The sequence below is a fragment of the Stenotrophomonas sp. genome (assembly GCF_036662295.1).
In the GTDB taxonomy this organism is placed as follows: Bacteria; Pseudomonadota; Gammaproteobacteria; order Xanthomonadales; family Xanthomonadaceae; genus Stenotrophomonas.
On sequence record NZ_JAVWXA010000017.1, the window covers coordinates 32,917 to 54,117 of the forward strand.

19 protein-coding genes and 1 pseudogene are annotated in these 21,201 nt (G+C 69.1%); 14 read left to right on the forward strand and 6 right to left on the reverse strand.

Translation table 11 applies throughout. The features are described 5' to 3' along the window. A pseudogene (locus RSA25_RS05345) lies at positions 1-455 on the reverse strand (histone); the annotation flags it as partial. A 181-nt stretch (positions 456-636) separates the two neighbouring features. Then, complete coding sequence (locus tag RSA25_RS05350) at positions 637-915, reverse strand: hypothetical protein (RefSeq protein ID WP_332807870.1); 279 nt, start codon at positions 913-915, stop codon at positions 637-639. A gap of 439 nt (positions 916-1,354) precedes the next feature. Between RSA25_RS05350 and RSA25_RS05355 the strand changes: the two genes are divergently transcribed. The 9 genes from RSA25_RS05355 (at position 1,355) to RSA25_RS05395 (ending at position 9,416) form a co-directional block, all read left to right on the forward strand. After that, complete coding sequence (locus RSA25_RS05355) at positions 1,355-2,782, forward strand: Do family serine endopeptidase (protein WP_332807871.1); 1,428 nt, start codon at positions 1,355-1,357, stop codon at positions 2,780-2,782. A gap of 113 nt (positions 2,783-2,895) precedes the next feature. Continuing rightward, positions 2,896-3,261, forward strand: coding sequence for a hypothetical protein (locus RSA25_RS05360; RefSeq protein WP_256777031.1), 366 nt, complete (start codon positions 2,896-2,898; stop codon positions 3,259-3,261). Positions 3,262-3,267: 6 nt separating this feature from the next. Further along, positions 3,268-3,768: a phage holin family protein gene (locus tag RSA25_RS05365; protein WP_332807872.1), complete on the forward strand. Its 501-nt coding sequence runs from the start codon at positions 3,268-3,270 to the stop codon at positions 3,766-3,768. Then, a complete protein-coding gene (locus tag RSA25_RS05370) occupies positions 3,765-4,229 on the forward strand; it encodes a protein sip-5 (protein ID WP_332807873.1) in 465 nt (154 codons plus the stop codon). Before RSA25_RS05365 ends, RSA25_RS05370 begins: the two co-directional genes overlap by 4 nt. Positions 4,230-4,343: 114 nt before the next feature. Further along, positions 4,344-5,435 (forward strand): AI-2E family transporter, encoded by a 1,092-nt coding sequence (locus tag RSA25_RS05375; protein ID WP_332807874.1) that lies wholly within the window; start codon positions 4,344-4,346, stop codon positions 5,433-5,435. Between the two features lie 47 nt (positions 5,436-5,482). Further along, positions 5,483-6,193, forward strand: coding sequence for an HAD-IA family hydrolase (locus tag RSA25_RS05380; RefSeq protein WP_332807875.1), 711 nt, complete (start codon positions 5,483-5,485; stop codon positions 6,191-6,193). Positions 6,194-6,221: 28 nt separating this feature from the next. Then, complete coding sequence (locus RSA25_RS05385) at positions 6,222-7,592, forward strand: leucyl aminopeptidase family protein (RefSeq protein ID WP_332807876.1); 1,371 nt, start codon at positions 6,222-6,224, stop codon at positions 7,590-7,592. A 154-nt stretch (positions 7,593-7,746) separates the two neighbouring features. Further along, the gene (locus RSA25_RS05390) at positions 7,747-8,859 is read left to right on the forward strand and encodes a catalase family peroxidase (RefSeq protein ID WP_332807877.1); all 1,113 of its coding nucleotides are present in this window, start codon (positions 7,747-7,749) and stop codon (positions 8,857-8,859) included. Next, complete coding sequence (locus RSA25_RS05395; RefSeq protein ID WP_332807878.1) at positions 8,856-9,416, forward strand: cytochrome b; 561 nt, start codon at positions 8,856-8,858, stop codon at positions 9,414-9,416. The genes RSA25_RS05390 and RSA25_RS05395 overlap by 4 nt, the downstream gene beginning before the upstream one ends. A 173-nt stretch (positions 9,417-9,589) precedes the next feature. Here the strand turns inward: RSA25_RS05395 and RSA25_RS05400 are convergent, their stop codons facing one another. The 4 genes from RSA25_RS05400 to RSA25_RS05415 are packed head-to-tail and all read right to left on the reverse strand — an operon-like array spanning position 9,590 to position 13,100. Next, positions 9,590-10,192: a response regulator transcription factor gene (locus RSA25_RS05400; protein WP_332807879.1), complete on the reverse strand. Its 603-nt coding sequence runs from the start codon at positions 10,190-10,192 to the stop codon at positions 9,590-9,592. Further along, positions 10,189-11,415 carry a sensor histidine kinase gene (locus RSA25_RS05405; RefSeq protein ID WP_332807880.1) on the reverse strand — a complete coding sequence of 409 codons (1,227 nt, stop codon included), beginning with the start codon at positions 11,413-11,415 and terminating at the stop codon, positions 10,189-10,191. Before RSA25_RS05405 ends, RSA25_RS05400 begins: the two co-directional genes overlap by 4 nt. Before the next feature lie 18 nt (positions 11,416-11,433). After that, entirely contained in the window at positions 11,434-12,204 is a 771-nt protein-coding gene (locus RSA25_RS05410) for an ABC transporter permease (protein WP_332807881.1), read from the reverse strand. Next, positions 12,201-13,100, reverse strand: a complete 900-nt coding sequence (locus tag RSA25_RS05415) for an ABC transporter ATP-binding protein (RefSeq protein ID WP_332807882.1) — start codon at positions 13,098-13,100, stop codon at positions 12,201-12,203. Before RSA25_RS05415 ends, RSA25_RS05410 begins: the two co-directional genes overlap by 4 nt. 206 nt (positions 13,101-13,306) lie before the next feature. Between RSA25_RS05415 and RSA25_RS05420 the strand changes: the two genes are divergently transcribed. The 5 genes from RSA25_RS05420 to RSA25_RS05440 all read left to right on the forward strand — a co-directional run bounded on the left by RSA25_RS05420 (position 13,307) and on the right by RSA25_RS05440 (position 20,983). Further along, positions 13,307-14,548 (forward strand): efflux RND transporter periplasmic adaptor subunit, encoded by a 1,242-nt coding sequence (locus RSA25_RS05420; RefSeq protein ID WP_332807883.1) that lies wholly within the window; start codon positions 13,307-13,309, stop codon positions 14,546-14,548. Between the two features lie 122 nt (positions 14,549-14,670). Further along, on the forward strand, positions 14,671-15,360 hold the full coding sequence (locus RSA25_RS05425) for an ABC transporter ATP-binding protein (RefSeq protein WP_137191849.1): 690 nt from the start codon (positions 14,671-14,673) through the stop codon (positions 15,358-15,360). A 14-nt stretch (positions 15,361-15,374) separates the two neighbouring features. Beyond that, entirely contained in the window at positions 15,375-16,535 is a 1,161-nt protein-coding gene (locus RSA25_RS05430) for an FtsX-like permease family protein (RefSeq protein WP_332807884.1), read from the forward strand. A 9-nt stretch (positions 16,536-16,544) separates the two neighbouring features. Next, positions 16,545-17,855 (forward strand): ABC transporter permease, encoded by a 1,311-nt coding sequence (locus RSA25_RS05435; protein ID WP_332807885.1) that lies wholly within the window; start codon positions 16,545-16,547, stop codon positions 17,853-17,855. A 305-nt stretch (positions 17,856-18,160) separates the two neighbouring features. Beyond that, entirely contained in the window at positions 18,161-20,983 is a 2,823-nt protein-coding gene (locus RSA25_RS05440) for a TonB-dependent receptor (RefSeq protein ID WP_332807886.1), read from the forward strand. Positions 20,984-21,201: the final 218 nt, after the last annotated feature.

The following is a 21,201-nucleotide window of genomic DNA, read 5'->3' on the forward strand; positions in this document are numbered from 1 at the left end:
ACCTTCTTGGCAGCGGCGGTCTTCTTGGTCACGGCCTTCTTGGCGGTGGCGACCTTCTTGCCGGCAACCTTCTTGGCGGCCTTGGTGGTCTTGGTCACGGCCTTCTCGGCGGCGGCCTTCTTCTTGGCGACCTGCTTCTTCAGCGCGGCGGCCTCGGCCTTGGCGTTGCTCTTGGCCACTTCCAGCTTCTTCTTGGCGGTGGCCAGGCTCTTGCCCACCGACTTGGCGGCCTTGTCAGCCTTCTTGGCGACGGTCTTCTCGGCCTTCTTGACGGCCTTCTTGACCTTGGCAACCTGGGTGGTGGCGGCCTTGCGTGCGCGCTTGACGGTCTTCTTCACCGACGCCACGGCATCTTCAGCGGTGGTGGCGATGGTCTCGCCCACCTTGCCCGCCACTTCCTTCACTTCGTCGACGCCCTGCGACAGGGTCGCGGTCACACCATTACCGTTGCTCATGATTGCCTCCTAAGGGGCCTGGTTAGTCAAATCGCTGGCGATGCTATACCGGCGCGGTCCATCGTGGAACGGTCTTGTCGCACGCCATGAGTCGCACCTGTGCTTGGCGAGCCGGCGATGCGCGCGCCCGGCGAACCGGGCATCTGCACCAAACCCCTTTAAAACAGCTTCGCTACCTGGATCACGCCATCGCGTGGTCGCCTTCCCCTTGCCGGTCCAATGCGCTGGCGATGGCGTGCAATTGGTCGTCGTACTCGATCTGTTCGTTGCCCATTCCCTGCACAACTGCGCCGCCGGCGAGCACAGAACGGCCGATGCCATGCGCCGTCGAACCGGTCGCGCGGGCATTGCCGTCGGCGGTTTTGCCGTGTGCATGCGCGGGTGCGGCGGGGTGGTGTGCGGTCTCGATGGGCGAGTCCCTCGTCGGTTGCCGGCGACCGGTCCGTGCATCGACATGCATCGCGGTGGGGCGTCGTTGGCCGCCACGACGTTGGCCGGCAACGGCACGTCGGTGCGGGTGACACGCGGCACCCTGCGCAGGGTGAGCCGGTACCGGCAGACCCCTCACCCGACCATCGGACCTGTTGCGGATCACGACCAGCGACGCGGTACGCATTGCCTCGGCTCCCCCCGGCAGCAGGCGTGCCCGGGCGTGGTGGAAGTAGGTCGATGCCCCCGGGGCGACAAACCCAACGGCTTGGGGCAATCCCGATCGGCAACGCTACATGTTGTGGCCGATGCCAGGCCAGCTTACCCGGCCGCCGGGCGCTGTCAACGGCGCGGCGTGGCGGCGCAGGGGCGAGGATTTCATTCGCGGTTTAGGCGCTGGCCCACACACTCATTCAGCTTGCTTTACCGTATGCGTGTCTTTACCTCTTCTGTCACGGAACCGCCGGACCATGCGACCGCTCCCGACCCTGCTTACGCTCGCGCTTGCCGCCGCCTTCGGTGGCTTTGTCGCCTCGGCCATCAACGTGCACCTGGACAATCGCGCCGAAGCGGCGCCGGTGTCGCTGGCCATTCCGACCACCGCCGCGCTGCCGGCCTCGGTGGCCGGGCAGGCCGTGCCCTCGCTGGCGCCGATGCTGGAGCGGGCGATGCCTGCGGTGGTCAGCGTCAACACCAAGCAGGTGGTGCGGGTGCGCAACCCGTACTTCAACGATCCCTTCTTCCGCCGGCTGTTCCCCGAGGTGCCGCAGGAGCGCATCAACGAGTCGCTCGGCTCGGGGGTGATCATCGATGCCGGCGCCGGCCTGGTGCTGACCAACCACCACGTGATCGACAACGCCGACGACGTGCAGGTGACCCTGGCAGACGGGCGCACGGTGAAAGCCGAGTTCATCGGCTCGGACCGTGACACCGACATCGCCCTGATCCGCATCCCCGCCGACAAGCTCACCGCGCTGCCGCTGGGCAACAGCGAGCAGCTGCGCGTGGGTGATTTCGTGGTGGCCATCGGCAACCCGTTCGGCTTCAGCCAGACGGTTACCTCCGGCATCGTCTCGGCGGTGGGCCGCAGCGGCATCCGCGGGCTGGGCTACCAGAACTTCATCCAGACCGACGCCTCGATCAACCCGGGCAACTCCGGCGGCGCGCTGGTCAACCTGCAGGGCCAGCTGGTGGGCATCAACACCGCCAGCTTCAACCCGCAGGGCAGCATGGCCGGCAACATCGGCCTGGGCCTGGCCATTCCCTCCAACCTGGCGCGCGACGTGGTGGACCAGCTGGTCAAGCATGGCGTGGTGGTGCGCGGCACGCTGGGCGTGGAAGCGCAGAACCTGACCGAACAGATCGCCAAGGGGCTGGGCCTGAGCGAGTCGCGCGGCGCGCTGGTGACGCGCGTGCTGGCCGGCTCCGGCGCGGCGGCGGCCGGGCTGCGCCCGGGCGATGTGGTGGTGTCGGCCAATGGCCAGCGCGTGGACAGCGCCCAGGCACTGCACAACATCGAGGGGCTGCAGCCGGTGGGCAGCGTGCTGACCCTGGACATCCGCCGTGACGGCAAGCCGCAGCAGCTCAAGGCCACGCTGAAGGAACAGGCGCGCGCGGTCAGCGGCGACGGCCTGGACCCGCGCCTGGCCGGGGCCACCTTCATCGACCTGCCCGAGTCGTTGCGCCAGTCGGGCATCAGCGGCGTGCAGGTGAGCGAGGTCAAGCGCGGCAGCCGCGCGGCCAGCTCGGGCCTGGCCGCCGGCGATGTGATCATCGAAGCCAGCGCCGGCGAGTTCGCCGACCTGGCCAGCTGGCGCGCCAATTTCCAGCAGCGCCCGCCGCAGCTGGTGCTGCGCATCATCCGCGGCAACACGCCGGGCGTGCTGGTCATGCGATGAACGGGTCAGCATGCCCTAACGCCCCTTACACCCCCCCGATGCTATTACCTTGTGTTCGTTACCGCGGTACTGCCTGCGGTCACCTTCCCCATCGCACATAACGGAGAGTCACGATGAGCCCCACCAATACCGAGAACCTGAAGGAACACCTGGGTGAAGCCGGTTCGCACCTGAAGTCGGCGGCCAGCGCCGCCGGCGGTGCGATCAAGGGCGCCACCGGCGCAGCCGGCGACGAACTGCGCATCGGCAAGGCCAACGTCAAGGCCGAGCTGTCCGACACCGCGCTGTCGGGCCTGGCCGCGGCCGAGTTCGGCGGTGCCGCCGCCAAGGAACAGGTCGACGCACTGATGGACAAGGGCAAGGACCTGGTGGACAGCGCCGCCGAGCTCATCCGCGAGCGCCCGCTGGCGTCCTTCGGCGTGGCCTTCGCCGCCGGCTGGATCATCGCCAAGCTGGCCCGCAGCGGCGGCGACAAGTAAGTCGGCGTGAGCGATACCGCCCAGTCGACCGCTGCCGGTGGCGCGCCCCCGCCGCCACCGGACAGTGGTGAAAAAGCGCCCCACCTGGACGAAAGCATCCGCCAGGTCGGGGCTGCCGGTCGTGACACCGTGGAATCGGCCAAGCACACGCTGCGCTCGCTGCGCCGCCTGGCCTCGGCCGATTTCGCGCTGGCCCGCAGTGCCTTCGGGCGCGCGCTGGCTTGGAGCGGGGTGGCGATCGTGTTCGGCGCGTCGGCCTGGCTGTTGCTGGCCGGCACGCTGATCGCCCTGATGCAGCGCTGGGGCCTGTCCTGGTTCCACTCGCTGCTGATCACCTCCATCCTCAGCCTGCTGGTGACCGGCTATGCGATGTGGCGGGTGTCGTTCTTCTTCCGCCATACCGGCATGCATGCCACCCGCCGCCAGTTGTCGCGGCTGGGCCTGTATGACGAACCCAGCGAAGAAGATCCCGACGCGGACGTGGATACCACCGGGGTGAAGCGATGAACTTTGAAGCCTTGCGGCAACGGGTGCAGCGCGCCGAACTGGTGGTCGCGGTGCGCGTGGAAAAAACCCGCAGCAGCTGGTTCACCCTCAGCACCGCCTGGCGGGCGGGGTGGACGCCGCTGCGCATCATCACCGTGGGCCTGGCCGGTGGCTTCCTGGCCGGCCGCCTGGAACCCACCGGGTTGGGCGCCAAGGTGCAGGGGGCCCGCTGGTTGCAGATGATCGGCTCGGTCTCCAACCTGGTGGCCAGCACGCAGGCCGCGTTTGCCTCGATGCAGGCCAGCGAGGCGGCCGACACCGCCGAGGAAGCGGCCGACAAGGTGGACGAGGCAACCTCCGCCCCCGCGCGCTCGCCGACACCGGCGCCGGCCCCGGCCGCCCCCGCAACGGCCCGCGCCGAGCCGGCCGTGCCGCGCCAGCCGCAGCCGGCCGAAGCGGCCACCGATCTGTCCGAACGCTGAGCCCCAGGCCCCGTCGCATGCCGCGCCGGGGCCTCGCTTTTCGTGCACGGGCACAACACGCCGCACGCACCCGCCTTGCCCAATAATGGTGCTCCTTTCCTGCCCGGCGCCCGCATGAGCGTTCCTGCCGTCTCCCCCGATCCTGCCCTGCCCGCCCCGCCACCGCCGCGCCCGCGCGCGCCGATGTCGCTGGTGGTGCTGGCCACGCTGGCGGTGTGTTTCACCCTGTGGGCGGCGCAGGAGGTGGTGTTGCCGGTGCTGCTGGCGATGTTCCTGGCCCTGGTGTGCAACCCGATCCTGCGCCTGCTGGGCCGCGTGTGGATCCCGCGGTTCCTGGGCGCGGTGCTGGTGCTGGGCGTGGGCTTGAGCGGCACCGCCGCGCTGGGCGTGCAGCTGGTCGGCCCGGCAATGGAGTGGGCCCAGGAAGCGCCGCAGCAACTGCGCAAGGTGGCGCGCCAGGTGCAGAACCTGACCAAGCCGGTGCAGCAGGCCAACCAGGCCGCGGAGAACTTCGCCCGCGTGGCCGGCGGCGAGGGCAGCCGCCGCGTGCAGGTGGTGCGCACCCAGCTCGATGACCCCTACAAGGTGCTGACCCGCGCGCCGCGACTGGCCGCCTCGGTACTGGCGGTGGTGCTGCTCACGCTGTTCTTCATGATCTACGGGCAGACACTGCAGAAGCATGCGATCGCGCTGTTCCCCAGCCGCCAGCAACAACGGTTCACCACCGACATCCTGCGCTCGATCGAGCGCGAGGTGTCGCGCTACGTGCTCACCATCACCGTGATCAACACGCTGGTCGGGCTGGTGTTTGCCGGGGTGTTGCTGCTGCTGGGCATCAGCCTGCAGGAGGCGTTGTTGTGGGGCACGGTGGCAGCCCTGCTCAACTTCGCCCCCTACGTGGGCCCGTTGATCGGGGTGGCGCTGATGCTGCTGATGGGCTTTGTGGAGTTCAGCGATCCGCTGCATGCGCTGCTGCCGGCGGCCTGCTACCTGGCCCTGCACACCGTGGAAGGGCAGGTGGTGACCCCGATCGTGCTGGGCCGGCAGATGGCGATTTCCCCGCTGATCCTGATCCTGGCGCTGATGGTGTTCGGCTGGCTGTGGGGCATGGTCGGGCTGCTGCTGGCGGTGCCGCTGCTGGTCTGCATCAAGCTGGTGCTGGCCCGGCTGGACGGCATGCACGGCTGGGCGCGGCTGCTGGAATGAACCGATCCGGTCATGTCCGGCGCCGGTGGCGGGAGTAGAATGGCCGGGTGAATTTTCCCGTCCAAGCCATCACCCTCGACCTCGACGACACCCTGTGGCCGTTCGCCCCCATCGGCGCGCGGATCGACCAGGTGCTGTTCGACTGGATGCAGCAGCACAGCCCCGCCACCGCCGTGATGTACCCGGTGGCGGCCATGCGGGAACTGCGCGAGCGCTCCTTCCATGCCAACCCGCACCTGCACCACGACCTGAGCGCGCTGCGCCGGTTGACCCTGCAGGAGGCGCTGGAGAAAAGCGGGGCCGACCTGGCCCTGCTGGAACCGGCCTACGAGGCGTTCTACGCCGCGCGCAACCAGGTGGAGTTCTACCCCGACGCGCTCGACGCGCTGGCGCGGATCGCCGCGCGCGTGCCGGTGGCCGCGCTGAGCAACGGCAATGCCGACCTGCAGCGCATCGGGCTCTCGCACCATTTCACCTTCCAGCTGGGCTCGCGCGAACACGGCGCGGCCAAGCCGGCGGCGAGCATCTTCCATGCCGCCTGTGATCGCCTCGGGGTCGCCCCGGCCCACGTGCTGCACGTGGGCGACCACGCCGAGATGGACGTGGTGGGCGCGATGCAGGCCGGCCTGCGCGGCTGCTGGATCAATCGCGAGGCCCACCCCTGGCACCATCCTTCGCTGCAGCCCGACCTGCAGTTCGACACCCTGACCGGGCTGGCCGACTGGCTGGATGCCAACGCATCCGCCGGGCGTCCCTGAGCCGGCCGCGAACGGAGCACGACCCCGCATGACCCAGATCAACGGTTTCACCACCGATGCCACCCAGGCCCTGCCGCTGCACGTGATGAACCGCGAGCAGTTCGCCACCTGGCGCGCGCGGCAGCATGCCGGGCTGGGCGCCTGGCTGGATGCGCAGCACTTCAACGGCAGCGGCGGCAGCGTGGTGCTGCTGCCCGGCGAGCACGGCCTGGCCGGCGCGATCATGGGCGTGGGCGATGCCGGCGATGCCTATGCCTATGCGCACGCCCCGTTCGCCCTGCCCGAGGGCAGCGTGTGGCAGCTGGCCGATGCGCTGCCGACCGAGATCGAAACCCTGCTGCACCTCGGCTGGGGCCTGGGCAGCTACCGCTTCGCGCGCTACCGCAAGCCCAACCGTGCCCCCGCCCAGCTGCTGGCCACGCCGTCGGCCGAAGTGCGCGACGTGGTGGCCGCCAGCCTGCGCGTGCGCGACTGGGTCAACACGCCCACCGAAGACATGGGCCCGCAGCAGCTGGAAGACGCCGCGCGTGAGCTGGCCGCCGCGCACGGTGCGCAGATCGAGGTGATCGCCGGCGACGCGCTGCTGGAGCAGAATTTCCCGTCCATCCACGCGGTCGGTCGCGCCTCGCACCGCGCACCGCGCCTGATCGCCCTGCGCTGGGGCAGCGTGGGCCAGCCGCACGTGGCCCTGGTGGGCAAGGGCGTGTGCTTCGATACCGGCGGGCTGGACATCAAGCCCGGCGACGGCATGCGCAACATGAAGAAGGACATGGGCGGCGCCGCCCATGCACTGGCTCTGGCCGGGCTGGTCATGGCCCAGCAGTTGCCGGTGCAGCTCACCCTGCTGATCGCCGCGGTGGAAAACGCGATCGGCCCCGATGCGTTCCGCCCGGGCGAAGTGATCGCCACCCGCAAGGGCCTGAGCATCGAGATCGACAACACCGATGCCGAAGGCCGGGTGATCCTGGCCGATGCGCTGACCTACGCCAGCGAACAGCAGCCGGAGATCATCCTGGACTTCGCCACGCTGACCGGTGCGGCCCGCATCGCGCTCGGCCCGGACCTGCCGGCGCTGTTCAGCAACGATGACACCCTGGCCCAGCAGTGGCTGCACGCCGGCGAGCAGACCCGCGACCCGGTCTGGCGCATGCCGCTGTGGCGCCCGTACCTGCGCTATCTGCACAGCAACATCGCCGACCTGGCCAACGCCGGCTCGCGCATGGCCGGCTCGGTGACCGCCGCGCTCTACCTGGAACGCTTCGTGGCCGAGGGCCAGCGCTGGGCGCACCTGGATGTCTACGCCTGGAACGATGGCGAACGCCCCGGCCGCCCGGCCGGTGGCGAAGCCCTGGCCCTGCGCTCGGCCTGGACGATGCTGAAAACGCGTTACGCCGGCTGAGCCCGCGCACCCGGCGCCGTTACCGACAGATCCCCGCTCCGGCGGGGATCTGCGTTTTGAACAGTTGTCGAAAATGTGAATATCGGTGTCGGCAGCGTTCTGACACCATGGCCCGGTCGCCCACCCACACGCATCGTGAAGGCAGGATCCGGACATGTCCCTCTTTGGTTATTCCCGTGCCGGCCAGGCGCCGGGCGGCCCGCGGCCCCCCTCGCCGCTGCTGTGGCTGGCGCTGATCGCGCTGATCGCCGGCCTGCTGGTGCTGGCTTTTGCCTGGCTGGCCGGCTGGATCGGTCGCGACCGCGTCACCGCCCAGGCCTTCACCGACAGCATCGAGGCCACCGGCCCGCCGCACCCCGGCTTCCGTCGCGCGCACAGCAAGGGCGTGTGCGTGAGCGGCACCTTCCAGGGCACGCCGGACGGCGTGGCGCTGAGTTCGGCGCGCGTGTTCGCCCAGCGCCAGGTGCCGGTGCTGGGCCGGCTGTCCATCGGTGGCGGCGACCCGCACGGGCCCGATGCCAATGCGCGCGTGCGCAGCATGGCCCTGCAGCTGGTCAGCGATGACGGCCAGGAATGGCGCACGGCGATGAACAGCTTCCCGTTCTTCGCGGTGCCCACGGCCGAGGCCTTCCTCGAACAGACCCGCGCCGGCATCCCCGACCCGGCCACCGGCAAACCGGACCCGGCGAAGATGGCCGCGGTGCTGGAGAAGTACCCCAGCGCGCGCGCCTTCCAGCAGTGGGCCAAGACCGCACCGTGGTCCAACAGCTGGGCCAACACCGCCTATAACGGGGTCAACAGTTTCCGCTTCACTGCCGCCGATGGCCGCCACCACGACGTGCGCTGGAGCATGCGCCCGCAGGCCGAGTTCGTGGAGATGACCGCGGCGCAGCGCGCGCAGGCCGGCGGAGATTACCTGGCCGAGGAGTTCCAGCAGCGGCTGGCGCAGGGCCCGGTGCGCTGGGACATGTGGGTGACGATCGCCGAAGACGGCGATGCCGTCGACGACCCCTCGCAGGTGTGGCCGATGCAGCGCCGCCAGGTCAAGGTGGGCACGCTCAGCCTGGTGTCGATGCAGCCGCAGGCCGAGGGCGCCTGCCGCGACCTCAACTACGATCCGTTGATCCTGCCCAGCGGGATCGCCGGCTCCAACGATCCGATCCTGGCCGCGCGCTCGGCGGTGTATTCGCAGTCGTTCAACCGCCGCGAGCGGGAGATCGCCAACGGCAAGGGCGCGGCGGCCACCGGCAAGGAAGGTGCGAAATGAACCGTGATACCGGCCACTTCAACCTCACCGCGCGGGTGCTGCACTGGCTGATGGCCGCGCTGATCCTGACCATGCTGTTCGTCGGCGTGGGCATGGTGGCCGCGCTGCACTGGCGGCCGATGCTGGTCGACCTGCACCGCCCGTTGGGTATCGCGATCCTGCTGCTGGTGATCGTGCGCCTGCTCAACCGGCTGCGCCATCGGCCGCCCGCGCTGCCGGCCGACCTGCCGCGCTGGCAGGTGGCGGCCGCGCACGCCTCGCACTGGGTGTTGTACGCGTTGATGCTGGCGATGCCGCTGGTGGGCTGGTCGATGCTGTCCGCTGGCGGCTACCCGATCGTGATGTGGTCCGGCTTCAACCTGCCGCCGATCGTGCCGCACGATCCAGCGCTGTACGCGGCATTGCGCAGCGCGCACAGCCTGCTGGCCTATGTGTTGTTCGCCACGGTGGTGATGCACCTGTCGGCCGCGCTGTTCCACCTGTGGGTGCGTCGCGACGGGGTATTCCAGGCGATGGCGAAGGGCCCGGCGAACAGCCGCGACGACCCCACCCGGTAGTGCCGGCCGCTGGCCGGCTCCTCACCATCCAACCCGGCGCGCCGGTCATTGGCCGCTGGACCGTGGGTCGAGAGCCGGCCAGCGGCCGGCACTACGTGGCAATGCGGAACTCTTTGCGCCCAGCACCAGCCACGCCCGGCGCGCACTTTCCCGGGAACGCACAGGATACCGGCCTACAACCAGCCCTTCTGCCGCGCCAGCCGATACGCTTCGATCCGGTTGGCCACGCCCAGCTTGCCGATGCATTCGGACAGGTAGTTGCGCACCGTGCCATGCGACAGCCCGAGCTGGGCGGCGATCTCGCTGGCCGAGCGCCCATCGCCGGACAGCCGCAGCACCTGGCGCTCGCGGTCGTTGAGCGGGTCGGCCTGCGACCAGGCATCGAGCGCCAGCTGCGGGTCGATCGCGCGGCCGCCGTGCTGCACCTGGCGTAATGCATCGGCCAGGCGTTCGGCCGGCGCGTCCTTGAGCAGGTAGCCGCACACGCCGGCATCCAGTGCGCGGCGCAGGAAGCCCGAGCGCGCGAACGTGGTCACGATCACCACCTTGATCGGCAGTTGCTGGCGCGCAATGCGCTGGGCCAGTTCCAGCCCGGACAGGCCGGGCATCTCGATGTCGGTGACCAGGATGTCCGGCTGCAGCTGCTGCAGCATGCGCCAGGCCGCTTCGCCATCGGCCGCGCTGCCCAGCACCTCGATATCCGGCTCCAGCCCCAGCAACGCCGACAACGCGCCGCGCACCATCGCCTGGTCTTCGGCCAATACGATGCGGATCATGGCGCGGCTCCGCCCGGGACGGCATCGGGGGCGAGCACCGGCAGCACCGGCGCGGTCGCCGCCGGCAGGGTGACCCGCACCGTGACGCAGGTGCCCTCGCCCTTCACCGACTGCAGGGCCAGCGTGCCACGCAGCGCGCCGACGCGTTCGCGCATGCCGCTCAGGCCGTTGCCATCGACGTGGACGCCGCCGCGGCCGTCGTCGCGGATCTGCATCGACAGGCTGCGCCCGTCCTGTTCGAAGCTGACCCATGCCTGCCGCGCCTGGGCGTGGCGGGCGACGTTGGTGACCGCCTCGCGCAGCACCAGGGACAGCGCGCGCTCGATATCGACCGGCATCGGCGGCGGCGGTGCGTAGTGCAGGTGCACGTGCTGGTACTCCAGCAGCAACCGTGCCGAGGCCAGCTCGGCGGCCAGATCGCTGGCCCGGATGCCGGTGACCGCACTGCGCACTTCGGCCAGGGCCTGCCGCGCGATGGTCTCGGCCTCGGCTACTTCGCGGCGCGAGCCCAGCGGATCACGCTCGGCCAGCTTGCGCGAGAGCTCCAGCTTCAGCGTGATCAAGGACAGGGTATGCCCCAACAGGTCGTGCAGGTCGCGCCCGATCCGCTCGCGCTCGGCGGTGGCGGCCAGCCGCCGCACTTCGTCCTGCGACAGCTGCAGCGCTGCATCGCGGTCCTTGTTGAGGCGCTCCACGTTGACGATGATGCCGATGATCAGCGCCATCGACGGGATCCACACCACCAGCTGCCACTGGTAGCCCACCCACAGCGCGATGCCCACGAACAACCCGTTCACTGCCAGCAGCTGCAGCATGTGCCGCCACATCGAGGTATCCCGGCACACCCGCAGCATCACGCAGCCGAAGATGAAGTAGCTGATACCCGAGGGATACCACGGCAGCAGCACCAGGCCCAGGGCCAGCATCGCCATCGCGTAGCGCGGCCCATGGTGGCGCGGCGCCAGCAGCAGGCGGACGTACAACGCCAGGAACAGCGGATAGGTGAGCAGGGTCAGCCACAGCCAGCGCAGCGTGTAGCCGTTGCTGAAGATCGGGGTGAAGAACACCCAGCCGGTCCACAGCAGGTGGATCGCATCGGCCCAGGCCGGCTTGCCACGACGCAGGTTGTCGGCCACCGACGAATCCGGCGCGGGGCGCAGCAGCGAGGCGATCCAGCGCGAAGGCACGGGCGGTTCCAGGGCGGGGCGGTCAGGCGCGATCATGCCAGTTTCCGTCGCCGCTCACCCAACCCGGCGCAGGCGGCGCCGGGCCAGCGCCAAGGCCACGACCGTGACCGCCAGCAGCACCGCCACGTGCCCCGCCGCACTGCCCTGCCCCGGCATGCCGACCGCCGGCAGCGCCAACTGGGCCAGGTGCCAGGTGGGCCACAGCGGCGCCAGCGCGGCAAACACCGGCGGCAACCCGGACAGCGGCAGCCACAGGCCCGACAGCAGCGCCATCGGCAGGTACACCAGGTTGACCACCGCCGGTGCGGCGCTGGCGCTCACGTGGCTGCCGATCCACAACCCGATCGCGCCCAGCGGCAGGGCGGCGAAGGCGGCCACCAGCAGCAGGCGCAGCACCATGGCCGTGGACAGGCCGACCCCGGCCAGCGCCGCCACCGACATCAGCACCGTGGCCACCAGCAGCGCGAACAGCGCCGCCATCAGCAGCCGTGCCAGCAGCGGGGCCATCGGCGGCATCGGCAGCGCGCGCTTGAGCGTGAGCAGCCCGCCCTCGCGGTCCAGCGCCAGCTGCACGCCGAACCCGAACAAGGCCGGGGCCATCGCGCCGAACACGCAGTAGGTGGCCAGCAGGTACTGGGCGGCATGGCCGCGGCCCAGCAACAGGCCGAACAGCGAATAGAACAGCACCGGGAACAGCAGCGAGGGCAGCGCAAAGGCCGGCGTGCGCCAGGCACGGCGAAGCTCGCACAGCGCTTCGATGCGATAGATGCGCCAGGCCGACGCGCGCGGGCGGGCGGTGCCGGTATCGTGGGTCAAGGTAGTCATGCGGCCTCCCGGGTCAGTTCCACGAAGGCGTCGGCCAGGCCGCCGCCACGTACGTCCAGTTCCTGCAATTGCGGGTCTTCGCCCAGCAGCCGCGCCACCACCGGCTCGGCCGGTTCGGCCAGCAGCTGCAGGTACTCGCCCTCGCGTTGCACCTCGCGCACGCCCGGCCAGGTGCCCACGCGCTGGGCATCGAGCGCGCTGCGGCAGCGGATGCGACGCGGTGCCCGCTGCTGGCGGAACTGGGCCAGCGGCCCATCGGCCAGCACCTTGCCACCCTCGATCACCACCACGCGCTGGGCCAGGGCGTCGGCTTCCTCCAGATAGTGGGTGGTGAGCAGCACCCCGCAGCCTTCCGCGGCCAGCTGCCGGATCGCCTGCCACAGGGCCTGCCGGGCCTGGATGTCCAGGCCGGTGGTGGGCTCGTCGAGGAACAGCAGCTGCGGCCGCCCGCACACCGCGATGGCGAACTGCACCCGGCGCTGCTGGCCGCCGGACAGCTGCCCGTAGCGACGCGTGGCCAGCCCGGTCAGCCCGGCCAGCGCCAGGCACTCGGCCAGCGGCCGCGGGTCGTCATAGCAGGCGCGTGCCAGCTCGATCAGTTCGGCCACCTGCAGCACCGGCGGCAACGCGGTGCTCTGCAGCATCACGCCGATGCCACGCCGGCTGGCGCGCTGCTGCGGGTCGCCGCCAAGCAGTTCGGCGCGCCCGCCATCCACCGCACGCAGGCCCAGCAGCACCGCGATGGCGGTGCTTTTGCCCGCGCCATTGCGGCCAAGCAGGGCCAGCACCTCGCCGCGCTGCAGCGCAAGACTCACCCCCTGCAACGCGGGCACCGCGCCATAGCGCACCTGCACATCGTGCAGGCGGGCCAGGGGAACAAGGGAGGCATCGGACATCGGGGTACGCTCCATGACGGGACAGGCACAGCCTCGCCCCGCCGGCGGCCGGCGCCCAGTGGCCGGCGTCAGCGCAAGCAGGTGACAGCTGTCACTGCCGCCGCGCCGGGCGCGCAGGCATGCTGTGCACCGCCCGGCCCGCCGCGGGTTTGCCCCGCGACCATCGTTGCGGTCACACTCGGCCCGATTCCCCGTCCAGACTCACGATGAACGCATCCGCTGAACTGCTCAAGGAACTCCGCATCGACCGCAAGGCGGCCTCGCCGCCGCCATCCTCGCCCCGCCGTGGGCGCTGGATCGGGCTGGCGATCCTCATCGTGCTGCTGCTGGCCGGCATCGGCTGGTACATGTTCGGCCGCTCGCCGGTGATCGAGGTGACCACCGCGCCGGTGGTGGCGATCCAGCAGGGCACGGCCAGCAGCTCGGTGCTCGATGCCAGCGGCTATGTGGTCGCCCGGCGCATGGCCACGGTCTCGGCCAAGATCACCGGCAAGGTGCGCGAGGTGATGATCGAGGAAGGCATGCGGGTGGAAGAAGGCCAGGTGATGGCCACGCTGGACCCGATCGACGCCAACGCCCAGCGCAGCCTGTCGGCCTCGCAGCTGGAGGCCGCGCGCAGCCAGCTGGCCGGCCTGCAGGCGCAGGTGACCCAGGCCAATGCCGAGGCCGGGCGCCTGCAGACGCTGGTGAACCAGCAACTGGTCTCGCGCTCGCAGTACGACCAGGCCATCGCCCAGCGCGACAGCCTGCGCGCGCAGCTGCGCACCGCCGAACGCAATACCCGCGTCGCCAACGACGCGCTGGCCATCGCCGACCTCGGCGTGGACAACAACACCGTGCGGGCGCCGTTCTCCGGCGTGGTCACCGCCAAGGCCGCGCAGCCGGGCGAGATCGTCTCGCCGCTGTCGGCCGGTGGCGGCTTCACCCGCACCGGCATCGGCACCATCGTGGACATGGAGTCGCTGGAGATCGAAGTGGAAGTGGGCGAGTCCTTCATCGGCCGGGTGCAGCCGAAGATGCCGGTCGAGGCCACGCTCAACGCCTACCCGGACTGGAAGATCCCGGCCGAGGTGATCGCCATCATTCCCACCGCCGACCGCGGCAAGGCCACCGTCAAGGTGCGCGTGGCGCTGAAGGTCAAGGACCCGCGGATCGTGCCGGAAATGGGCGTGCGGGTGAGCTTCCTGGAGGCGGCGGTGCCAGCGCAGGCGGCCGCGCCCAAGGGCGTGCGCGTGCCGGCAGGGGCCATCGTCGAGCGCGGGCAAGGCACCGTCGCCTTCGTGGTGGGCGATGACAGGCAGGTGGAACAACGCGTGGTGGTGGCCGGTGCGGCCCTCAACACCGACCGCCAGGTCAGCCAGGGGTTGGCCGCCGGCGAAGTGGTGGTGGTGGACCCGCCGGCAGAACTGCACGACGGCAGCACGATCGTGGAAAAGCAGCAGCCGTAATCGGCCGCGCCCCACCGGGCGCGACCATGCAACACAGGTACGTGCGCCCCCGTCGCCGCAGGCCGGCGCGGCCGCCGCCTGCCCGTCCGTCTTCGATCCGCCCTGATCCACGGAGAATCCCGATGTCGACCCTGGTTTCGCTCCGCAACATCACCAAGACCTACCAGCGTGGCCCCGAGAAGGTGCAGGTGCTGCATGGCATCGACCTGGACATCCAGCGCGGCGACTTCGTCGCGCTGATGGGCCCGTCCGGCTCGGGCAAGACCACCCTGCTCAACCTGATCGGCGGCCTGGACACGCCCAGCGATGGCGAGATCGAGATCGAGGGCGAGCGCATCGACCGCATGAGTGGCGGCCAGCTCTCCACCTGGCGCAGCCACCATGTCGGCTTCGTGTTCCAGTTCTACAACCTGATGCCGATGCTGACCGCGCAGAAGAACGTGGAGCTGCCGCTGCTGCTCACCCACCTGGGTGCGGCCCAGCGCAAGCGCAACGCGGAAATCGCGCTCACCCTGGTCGGCCTGGCCGACCGCCGCAGCCATCGCCCCAACGAGCTCTCCGGTGGCCAGCAGCAGCGCGTGGCCATCGCCCGGGCGATCGTCTCCGACCCCACGTTCCTGATCTGCGACGAGCCCACCGGCGACCTGGACCGGCAGTCGGCCGAAGAGATCCTGGGCCTGCTGCAGCAGCTCAACCGCGAGCACGGCAAGACCATCATCATGGTCACCCATGATCCCAAGGCGGCCGAGTACGCCACCCACACGGTGCACCTGGACAAGGGCGAACTGGCCAACGCGCCAGCGGCCCACTGACGGAGGACGCCGCGATGAAGTATTTCTCGCTGATCTGGGCGCAGTTGTTCCGCAGCAAGACGCGGACGCTGCTGACCCTGCTGTCGGTGGTGGCTGCCTTCCTGCTGTTTGGCATGCTCGATTCGGTGCGCGTGGCCTTCAACTCGGGCGGCGACACCATCGAGGGCGCCAAGCGGCTGGTGGTGTCCTCCAAGCTGTCCATCACCCAGAGCCTGCCGTTGCGGCTGCTGCGCGACATCGAAGCCACCCCCGGGGTGCGCAAGGTGAACTACGCGATGTGGTTCGGCGGCATCTACCAGGACCCGAAGAACTTCTTCCCCAGTTTTTCGGTGTCGGACAACTACATGGACCTGTACCCGGAGTTCGAGCTGCCGCCGGCGCAGGCCGAAGCGTTCAAGAACACCCGCACCGGGGCCATCGTGGGCGAATCGCTGGCCAAGCGCTTCGGCTGGAAGCTGGGCGACACCATCCCGATGCAGGCCACCATCTTCCCGCGCAAGGGCAGCAATGACTGGCCGCTGCAGCTGGTGGGCATCTACCGCGCCAAGGATCGCAACAACGCCGGCGCGGAGAACCAGCTGCTGCTGCACTGGAGCTATTTCGACGAGTCCAACGACTACATCAAGAACCAGGTGAGCTTCTACACCGTGCAGCTGGACGACCCGGCGCACGCCTCGCGCGTGGCCCAGGCCATCGATGCGCTGTCGCTCAACTCCGACCGGGAAACCAAGTCGCAGACCGAAGCGGCGTTCTCCCAGGCCTTCGCCAAGCAGTTCGCCGACATCGGGCTGATCGTCACCGGGATCATGGCCGCGGTGTTCTTCACCCTGGTCCTGCTGACCGGCAACACCATGGCCCAGGCCGTTCGCGAGCGCATCCCGGAGCTGGCCATCCTCAAGACGCTGGGCTTCAAGGACGGCACGGTGCTGGTGCTGGTGATGGTCGAGTCAGTGCTGTTGATCGTGCTGGGCGGGCTGATCGGGATGGGCCTGGCGGCCGTGCTGATGCCGCTGATCAGCGCCAACAGCCAGGGCATGATCAGCCTGCCGGGTGTGCCGGCGCAGACCTGGGCGATGGCGCTGGGGCTGATGGCGGTGATTGGCGTGGTAGTGGGGCTGCTGCCGGCATTGCGCGCGCAGCGGTTGAAGATCGTCGACGCACTGGCCGGCCGCTGAGGAGCCCCCATGAAAACGCACTGGATGTGGAACGTGTTGACCGTGCTGCTGCTGGCGGTGGCCCTGGTGGTCTGGATCGTGCTGCCGTGGCAGGCGGTGCTGGTGCTGGCGGTGCTGCTGGCGGGGTGGTTGTTGTTCACCCGCAGCGGGCGGCTGTCGCTGGAGGCCGCGCGGATCGGCATTGCCAGCCTGCCGCAGCGCTGGGGCGCCTCGTCGGTGATCGTGGTGGGTATTGCGGGCGTGGTGGGCGTGCTGGTGGCGATGCTGGCCATGGGCGATGGCTTCAAGGCCACGCTCAACCGCAGCGGCAGCGACCAGGTGGCGATCGTGCTGCGCGGTGGCTCGCAGGCGGAAACCAACTCGGTGATCATGCGCGACCAGTTGCCGCTGATCGAGAGCCTGCCCGGGGTGGCGCGCGGCAAGGATGGCAAGCCGCTGGTGTCGGCCGAGCTGTCGCAGGTGATCAGCCTGCCCTCGCGCAGCGACCATAGCGACACCAACGTGCAGTTCCGCGGGGTGGGCGACAAGGCGTGGGAGGTGCGCAGCAACGTGCGCATCGTGGAAGGGCGGACGTTCAAGCCGGGGCTGCGCGAGATCGTGGTGGGCAAGGGCGCGCAGGCGCAGTTTGACGGGCTGGCGGTGGGCAGGACGTTGCAGCTGGGCAAGCAGGCATGGACGGTGGTGGGCGTGTTCGCCTCCAACGACGTGCACGAGTCGGAGCTGTGGGCCGACACGCAGACACTGTCGACCACCTACAACCGCAGTGCCTACCAGTCGGTGAACGTGCGCACGGACGGCAAGGCCGGCTATGCGCGGTTCAAGGCGGCGATGGAGGGCGATCCGCGCTTGAAGCTGGATGTGGAAACCACGAGCGCGTACTACCGCAAGCAGTCGGGCGGCTTGAGCAAGCTGATCAGCATCCTGGGCACGGTGATCGGCACGATCATGGCGGTCGGGGCGGTGTTCGGGGCGTTGAACACGATGTATGCGGCGGTGGCGACGCGGGCGCGCGAGATCGCGACGATGCGCGCGATCGGCTTCCGGGGGTTGCCGGTGGTCACCGCGGTGATGCTGGAGACGATGCTGCTGGCGCTGCTGGGCGGGCTGTTGGGCGGGCTGGTGGCCTGGGCGGTGTTCAACAACTACACGGTGTCCACGCTGGGCAACAATTTCAGCCAGGTGGTGTTCCAGTTCCAGGTGTCGCCGCAGCTGCTGTGGACGGGGCTGAAGTGGGCATTGGGCATCGGCCTGGTGGGTGGCCTGTTCCCGGCCCTGCGCGCGGCACGCCTGCCGATCACCACGGCGCTGCGGGAAACCTGACCCGGCACAGGCAGGATGCACGCGCGTGCGCGTTGGCGCGCACGCAATAGCAAACGACGAACCGCATCCGCAAGGGTGCGGTTTTTTTGGCGCTACCGGGAATGGCGATACGCCTACGCATTGAAAAAGATAGTGCGCCAACCCGCGAATTTGTCAGCAGGCGTTCATTTTTAGCGTTTTTTATGCTTTCAGATGAAAGTAAAAAATTTGAAAAGTCATTAGACTCCCGCCCCCCGCGTCGTGATGTTGTTCCCCACGCCGCCCGCAAGGGCGCTTGTTTTTTACGAGAAAGAGAAATTGCACGGATGTATTTGAAGACCCACCCGCTGCGCAACGCGATTGCCATCGCCCTGGTTGCCAGCTGCAGTGCCCCTGCCTTCGCCCAGACTGCCAATGACGGCACCACCACCCTGGATCGCATCGAGATCACCGGCTCGCGCATCCGCCAGGCCAGCGTCGAAAGCGCCCAGCCCGTCGTCGCGATCAACCGCGCCGAGATCGAAAAGAAGGGCTACGTCAACGTCGCCGATATCCTCCAGGATGTGACCGCCGCCGGCGCGCCCAGCATGAGCCGCGCCAACTCGCTCGAGTCCGGCCGCGACTTCGGCGGCATGTACGTCAGCCTCCGCAACCTCGGCCCCGAGCGTAGCCTGGTCCTCATCGACGGCCGTCGCATGGGTGTCTCCGCCGCGGGCTATGCCGACCTGGCGTCCATTCCGTCCTCCATCGTCGACCGCGTGGAAGTGCTCACCGACGGCGCCTCGGCCCTGTATGGCTCCGACGCCATCGCCGGCGTGGTCAACATCATCACCCGCAAGAACTTCGACGGCGCCGAAGTGAACGCCTACGTCGGCCAGTACAGCGAAGGCGACGGCCAGAAGACCAGCTACAGCGCCACCTTCGGCAAGACCTTCGACCGTGGCTGGGTCACCGTCGGCGGCGAATACACCGACGAAGACCCCATCCTCGGCGGCGCGCGTGACTTCACCGCCTATCCCAACGGCCCGCGCCACCCCACCGACGGCCTCAGCGGCGTCACCCCGTGGGGCTACGCCACCGTCGATGGCCGCAACCTCAGCGTCGGCCCGGGCGGCGACCCGACCCAGCTTGGCAACTTCGTCCCGGCCGACAAGGCCAACGATGCCAACACCAAGACCAACATGAGCCTGCTCACCGGCCTGCAGCGCAAGTCGGTGTTCGCCAACGGTGGGTTTGCGATCAACGACAGCCTGCGCCTGGTCGCCGACGCCCTGTACACCGAGCGCGAATCGACCAAGCAGCTCGCCGGCTACCCCTACCAGAGCACCGGCAACCGCGCCCTGCTCTCCAAGGACAGCGCGTTCAACCCCTTCGGCCGTGACGTGGCATTCGCCCACCGCACCGAAGAACTGCCGCGCGGCACCGAGAACAACCTCACCACCAAGCGCGCCAGCGTGGGCGTGGAAGGCAGCTTCGAAACCGGTTCGCGGTACTGGGACTGGAACGTGAGCTACATGTACAACCGCAACGAAGGCGAGCGCATCGGCACGGGCAGCATGTACCAGCCGAACGTGAACCAGTCCGTCGGCCCGTCGTTCATCGACGGCCAGGGCGTGGCCCACTGCGGCAGCGTCGGCAACGTGATCGCCGGCTGCACCCCGTGGAATCCGCTTGCCCCCATGGGCTACACCGGCCCGGGCGCGCTCGGCAACCAGGACGTGCAGGACTACCTGTTCACCCGCTTCACCGACACCATGCAGAGCACCACCAAGGTGGCCAGCGCGAACATCTCCGGTTCGCTGTTCACCCTTGGCGCCGGTGACATCATGGGCGCGATGGGCGTTGAACATCGCAGCGAAGAAGCCAGCTACGCGCCCGACCTGATGGTCCGCAACGGCCAGATCGCCGGCACCAGCGGCCAGCCCACCCGCGGCGACTACGCGCTCAACGAGGCCTACCTGGAACTGCAGGTGCCGCTGCTGGCCGACATGGCCTTCGCCCGCGAACTGTCGCTGGACGTGGCTGGCCGTTATTCGGACTACAACAACTTCGGCTCGACCACCAACACCAAGTTCGGCCTGAAGTGGAAGCCCATCGACAGCCTGCTGGTGCGCGCCACCTACGGCACCGGCTTCCGCGCCCCGACCGTGGAAAACCTGTACGGCGGCACGGTCACCACGCGTGACTCCTACACCGACCCGTGCGACACCACCTTCGGTGCGGCCGCCAACAACGCCCAGGTGCAGGCCCGCTGCCGCGCCACCGGCGTGCCGGCCAACTTCCGCCAGCTGGCGGCCGACGGCTCGCCGGCCACGGTGCCCGGCCAGCAGGGCGGCACCGACTTCACCTCCGGCTCCAACGACGCGCTCAAGCCGGAAACCGCCAAGACTTGGACCGTGGGCCTGGTGTACAGCCCGGAGTTCGTCTCGGGCCTGGACCTGAGCCTGGACTGGTGGAAGATCCGCATCAACGACGTGATCGTGGGTGAGTCGGCCACCGACATGCTCAACCAGTGCTATGTGCAGGGCGTGGACGCGGCGTGCAACCGCTTCACCCGTTCCAGGTCGGGCCGGACCATCGGCCAGGTCAGCGCGCTGGACCGCACGCTGCTCAACGCCGGCTACCAGGAAACCGCCGGCTACGACATCGCCGTGCGCTACCGCCTGCCGGAGCTGGCGATCGGCAAGATCGCGCTGTCCTGGAACACCACCTACGTGGATTACCTGGAGCGCAGGAACGACAACGCCACCACCACCCCGGTGCGCCAGTACGTGGGCTGGGAAGGCAACTTCCGCGTGCGCTCCAACCTCAACGTGGATTGGCAGTACGGCAACTTCGGCCTGGGCTGGACGGCCCGCTACTACTCCGGCATGCAGGAAAACTGCGCCTACGCCACCGAGTGCAGCAACCCCGGCTTCAGCTCGCCGTACACCGGCAACCAGGGCATCAACAAGGTGGGTTCCAACACCTTCCACGATATCCAGATGCGCTACCTCCTGCCGTGGAACGGCACCGTGTCGATGGGCCTGAACAACGTGTTCGACCACCAGGGTCCGGTCATGTACAGCCAGCCCAACAGCAGCTTCACCTACTACGGCGGCTTCGATATCGGCCGCTACATGTACATGAAGTACCAGCAGCGTTTCTGATCAGGCCCGCCTGATCACCCGGTTCTGATCCACGGCTTACTCTCTCCAAGCCGTTGAATGGAAGGAAGACGGCGCCCTCGGGCGCCGTCTTTTTTGGTTCTTCGCCCATTTGCGGGGTTCCGTTGTCGCAGCGTATGAAGCCTTGCGAGTGCCGGCTCTGTCGCGCGGGGTGGGGGTGTGCGGGTTCGCGGGACACGCTGCAAGTCCCGCTCCGCGGC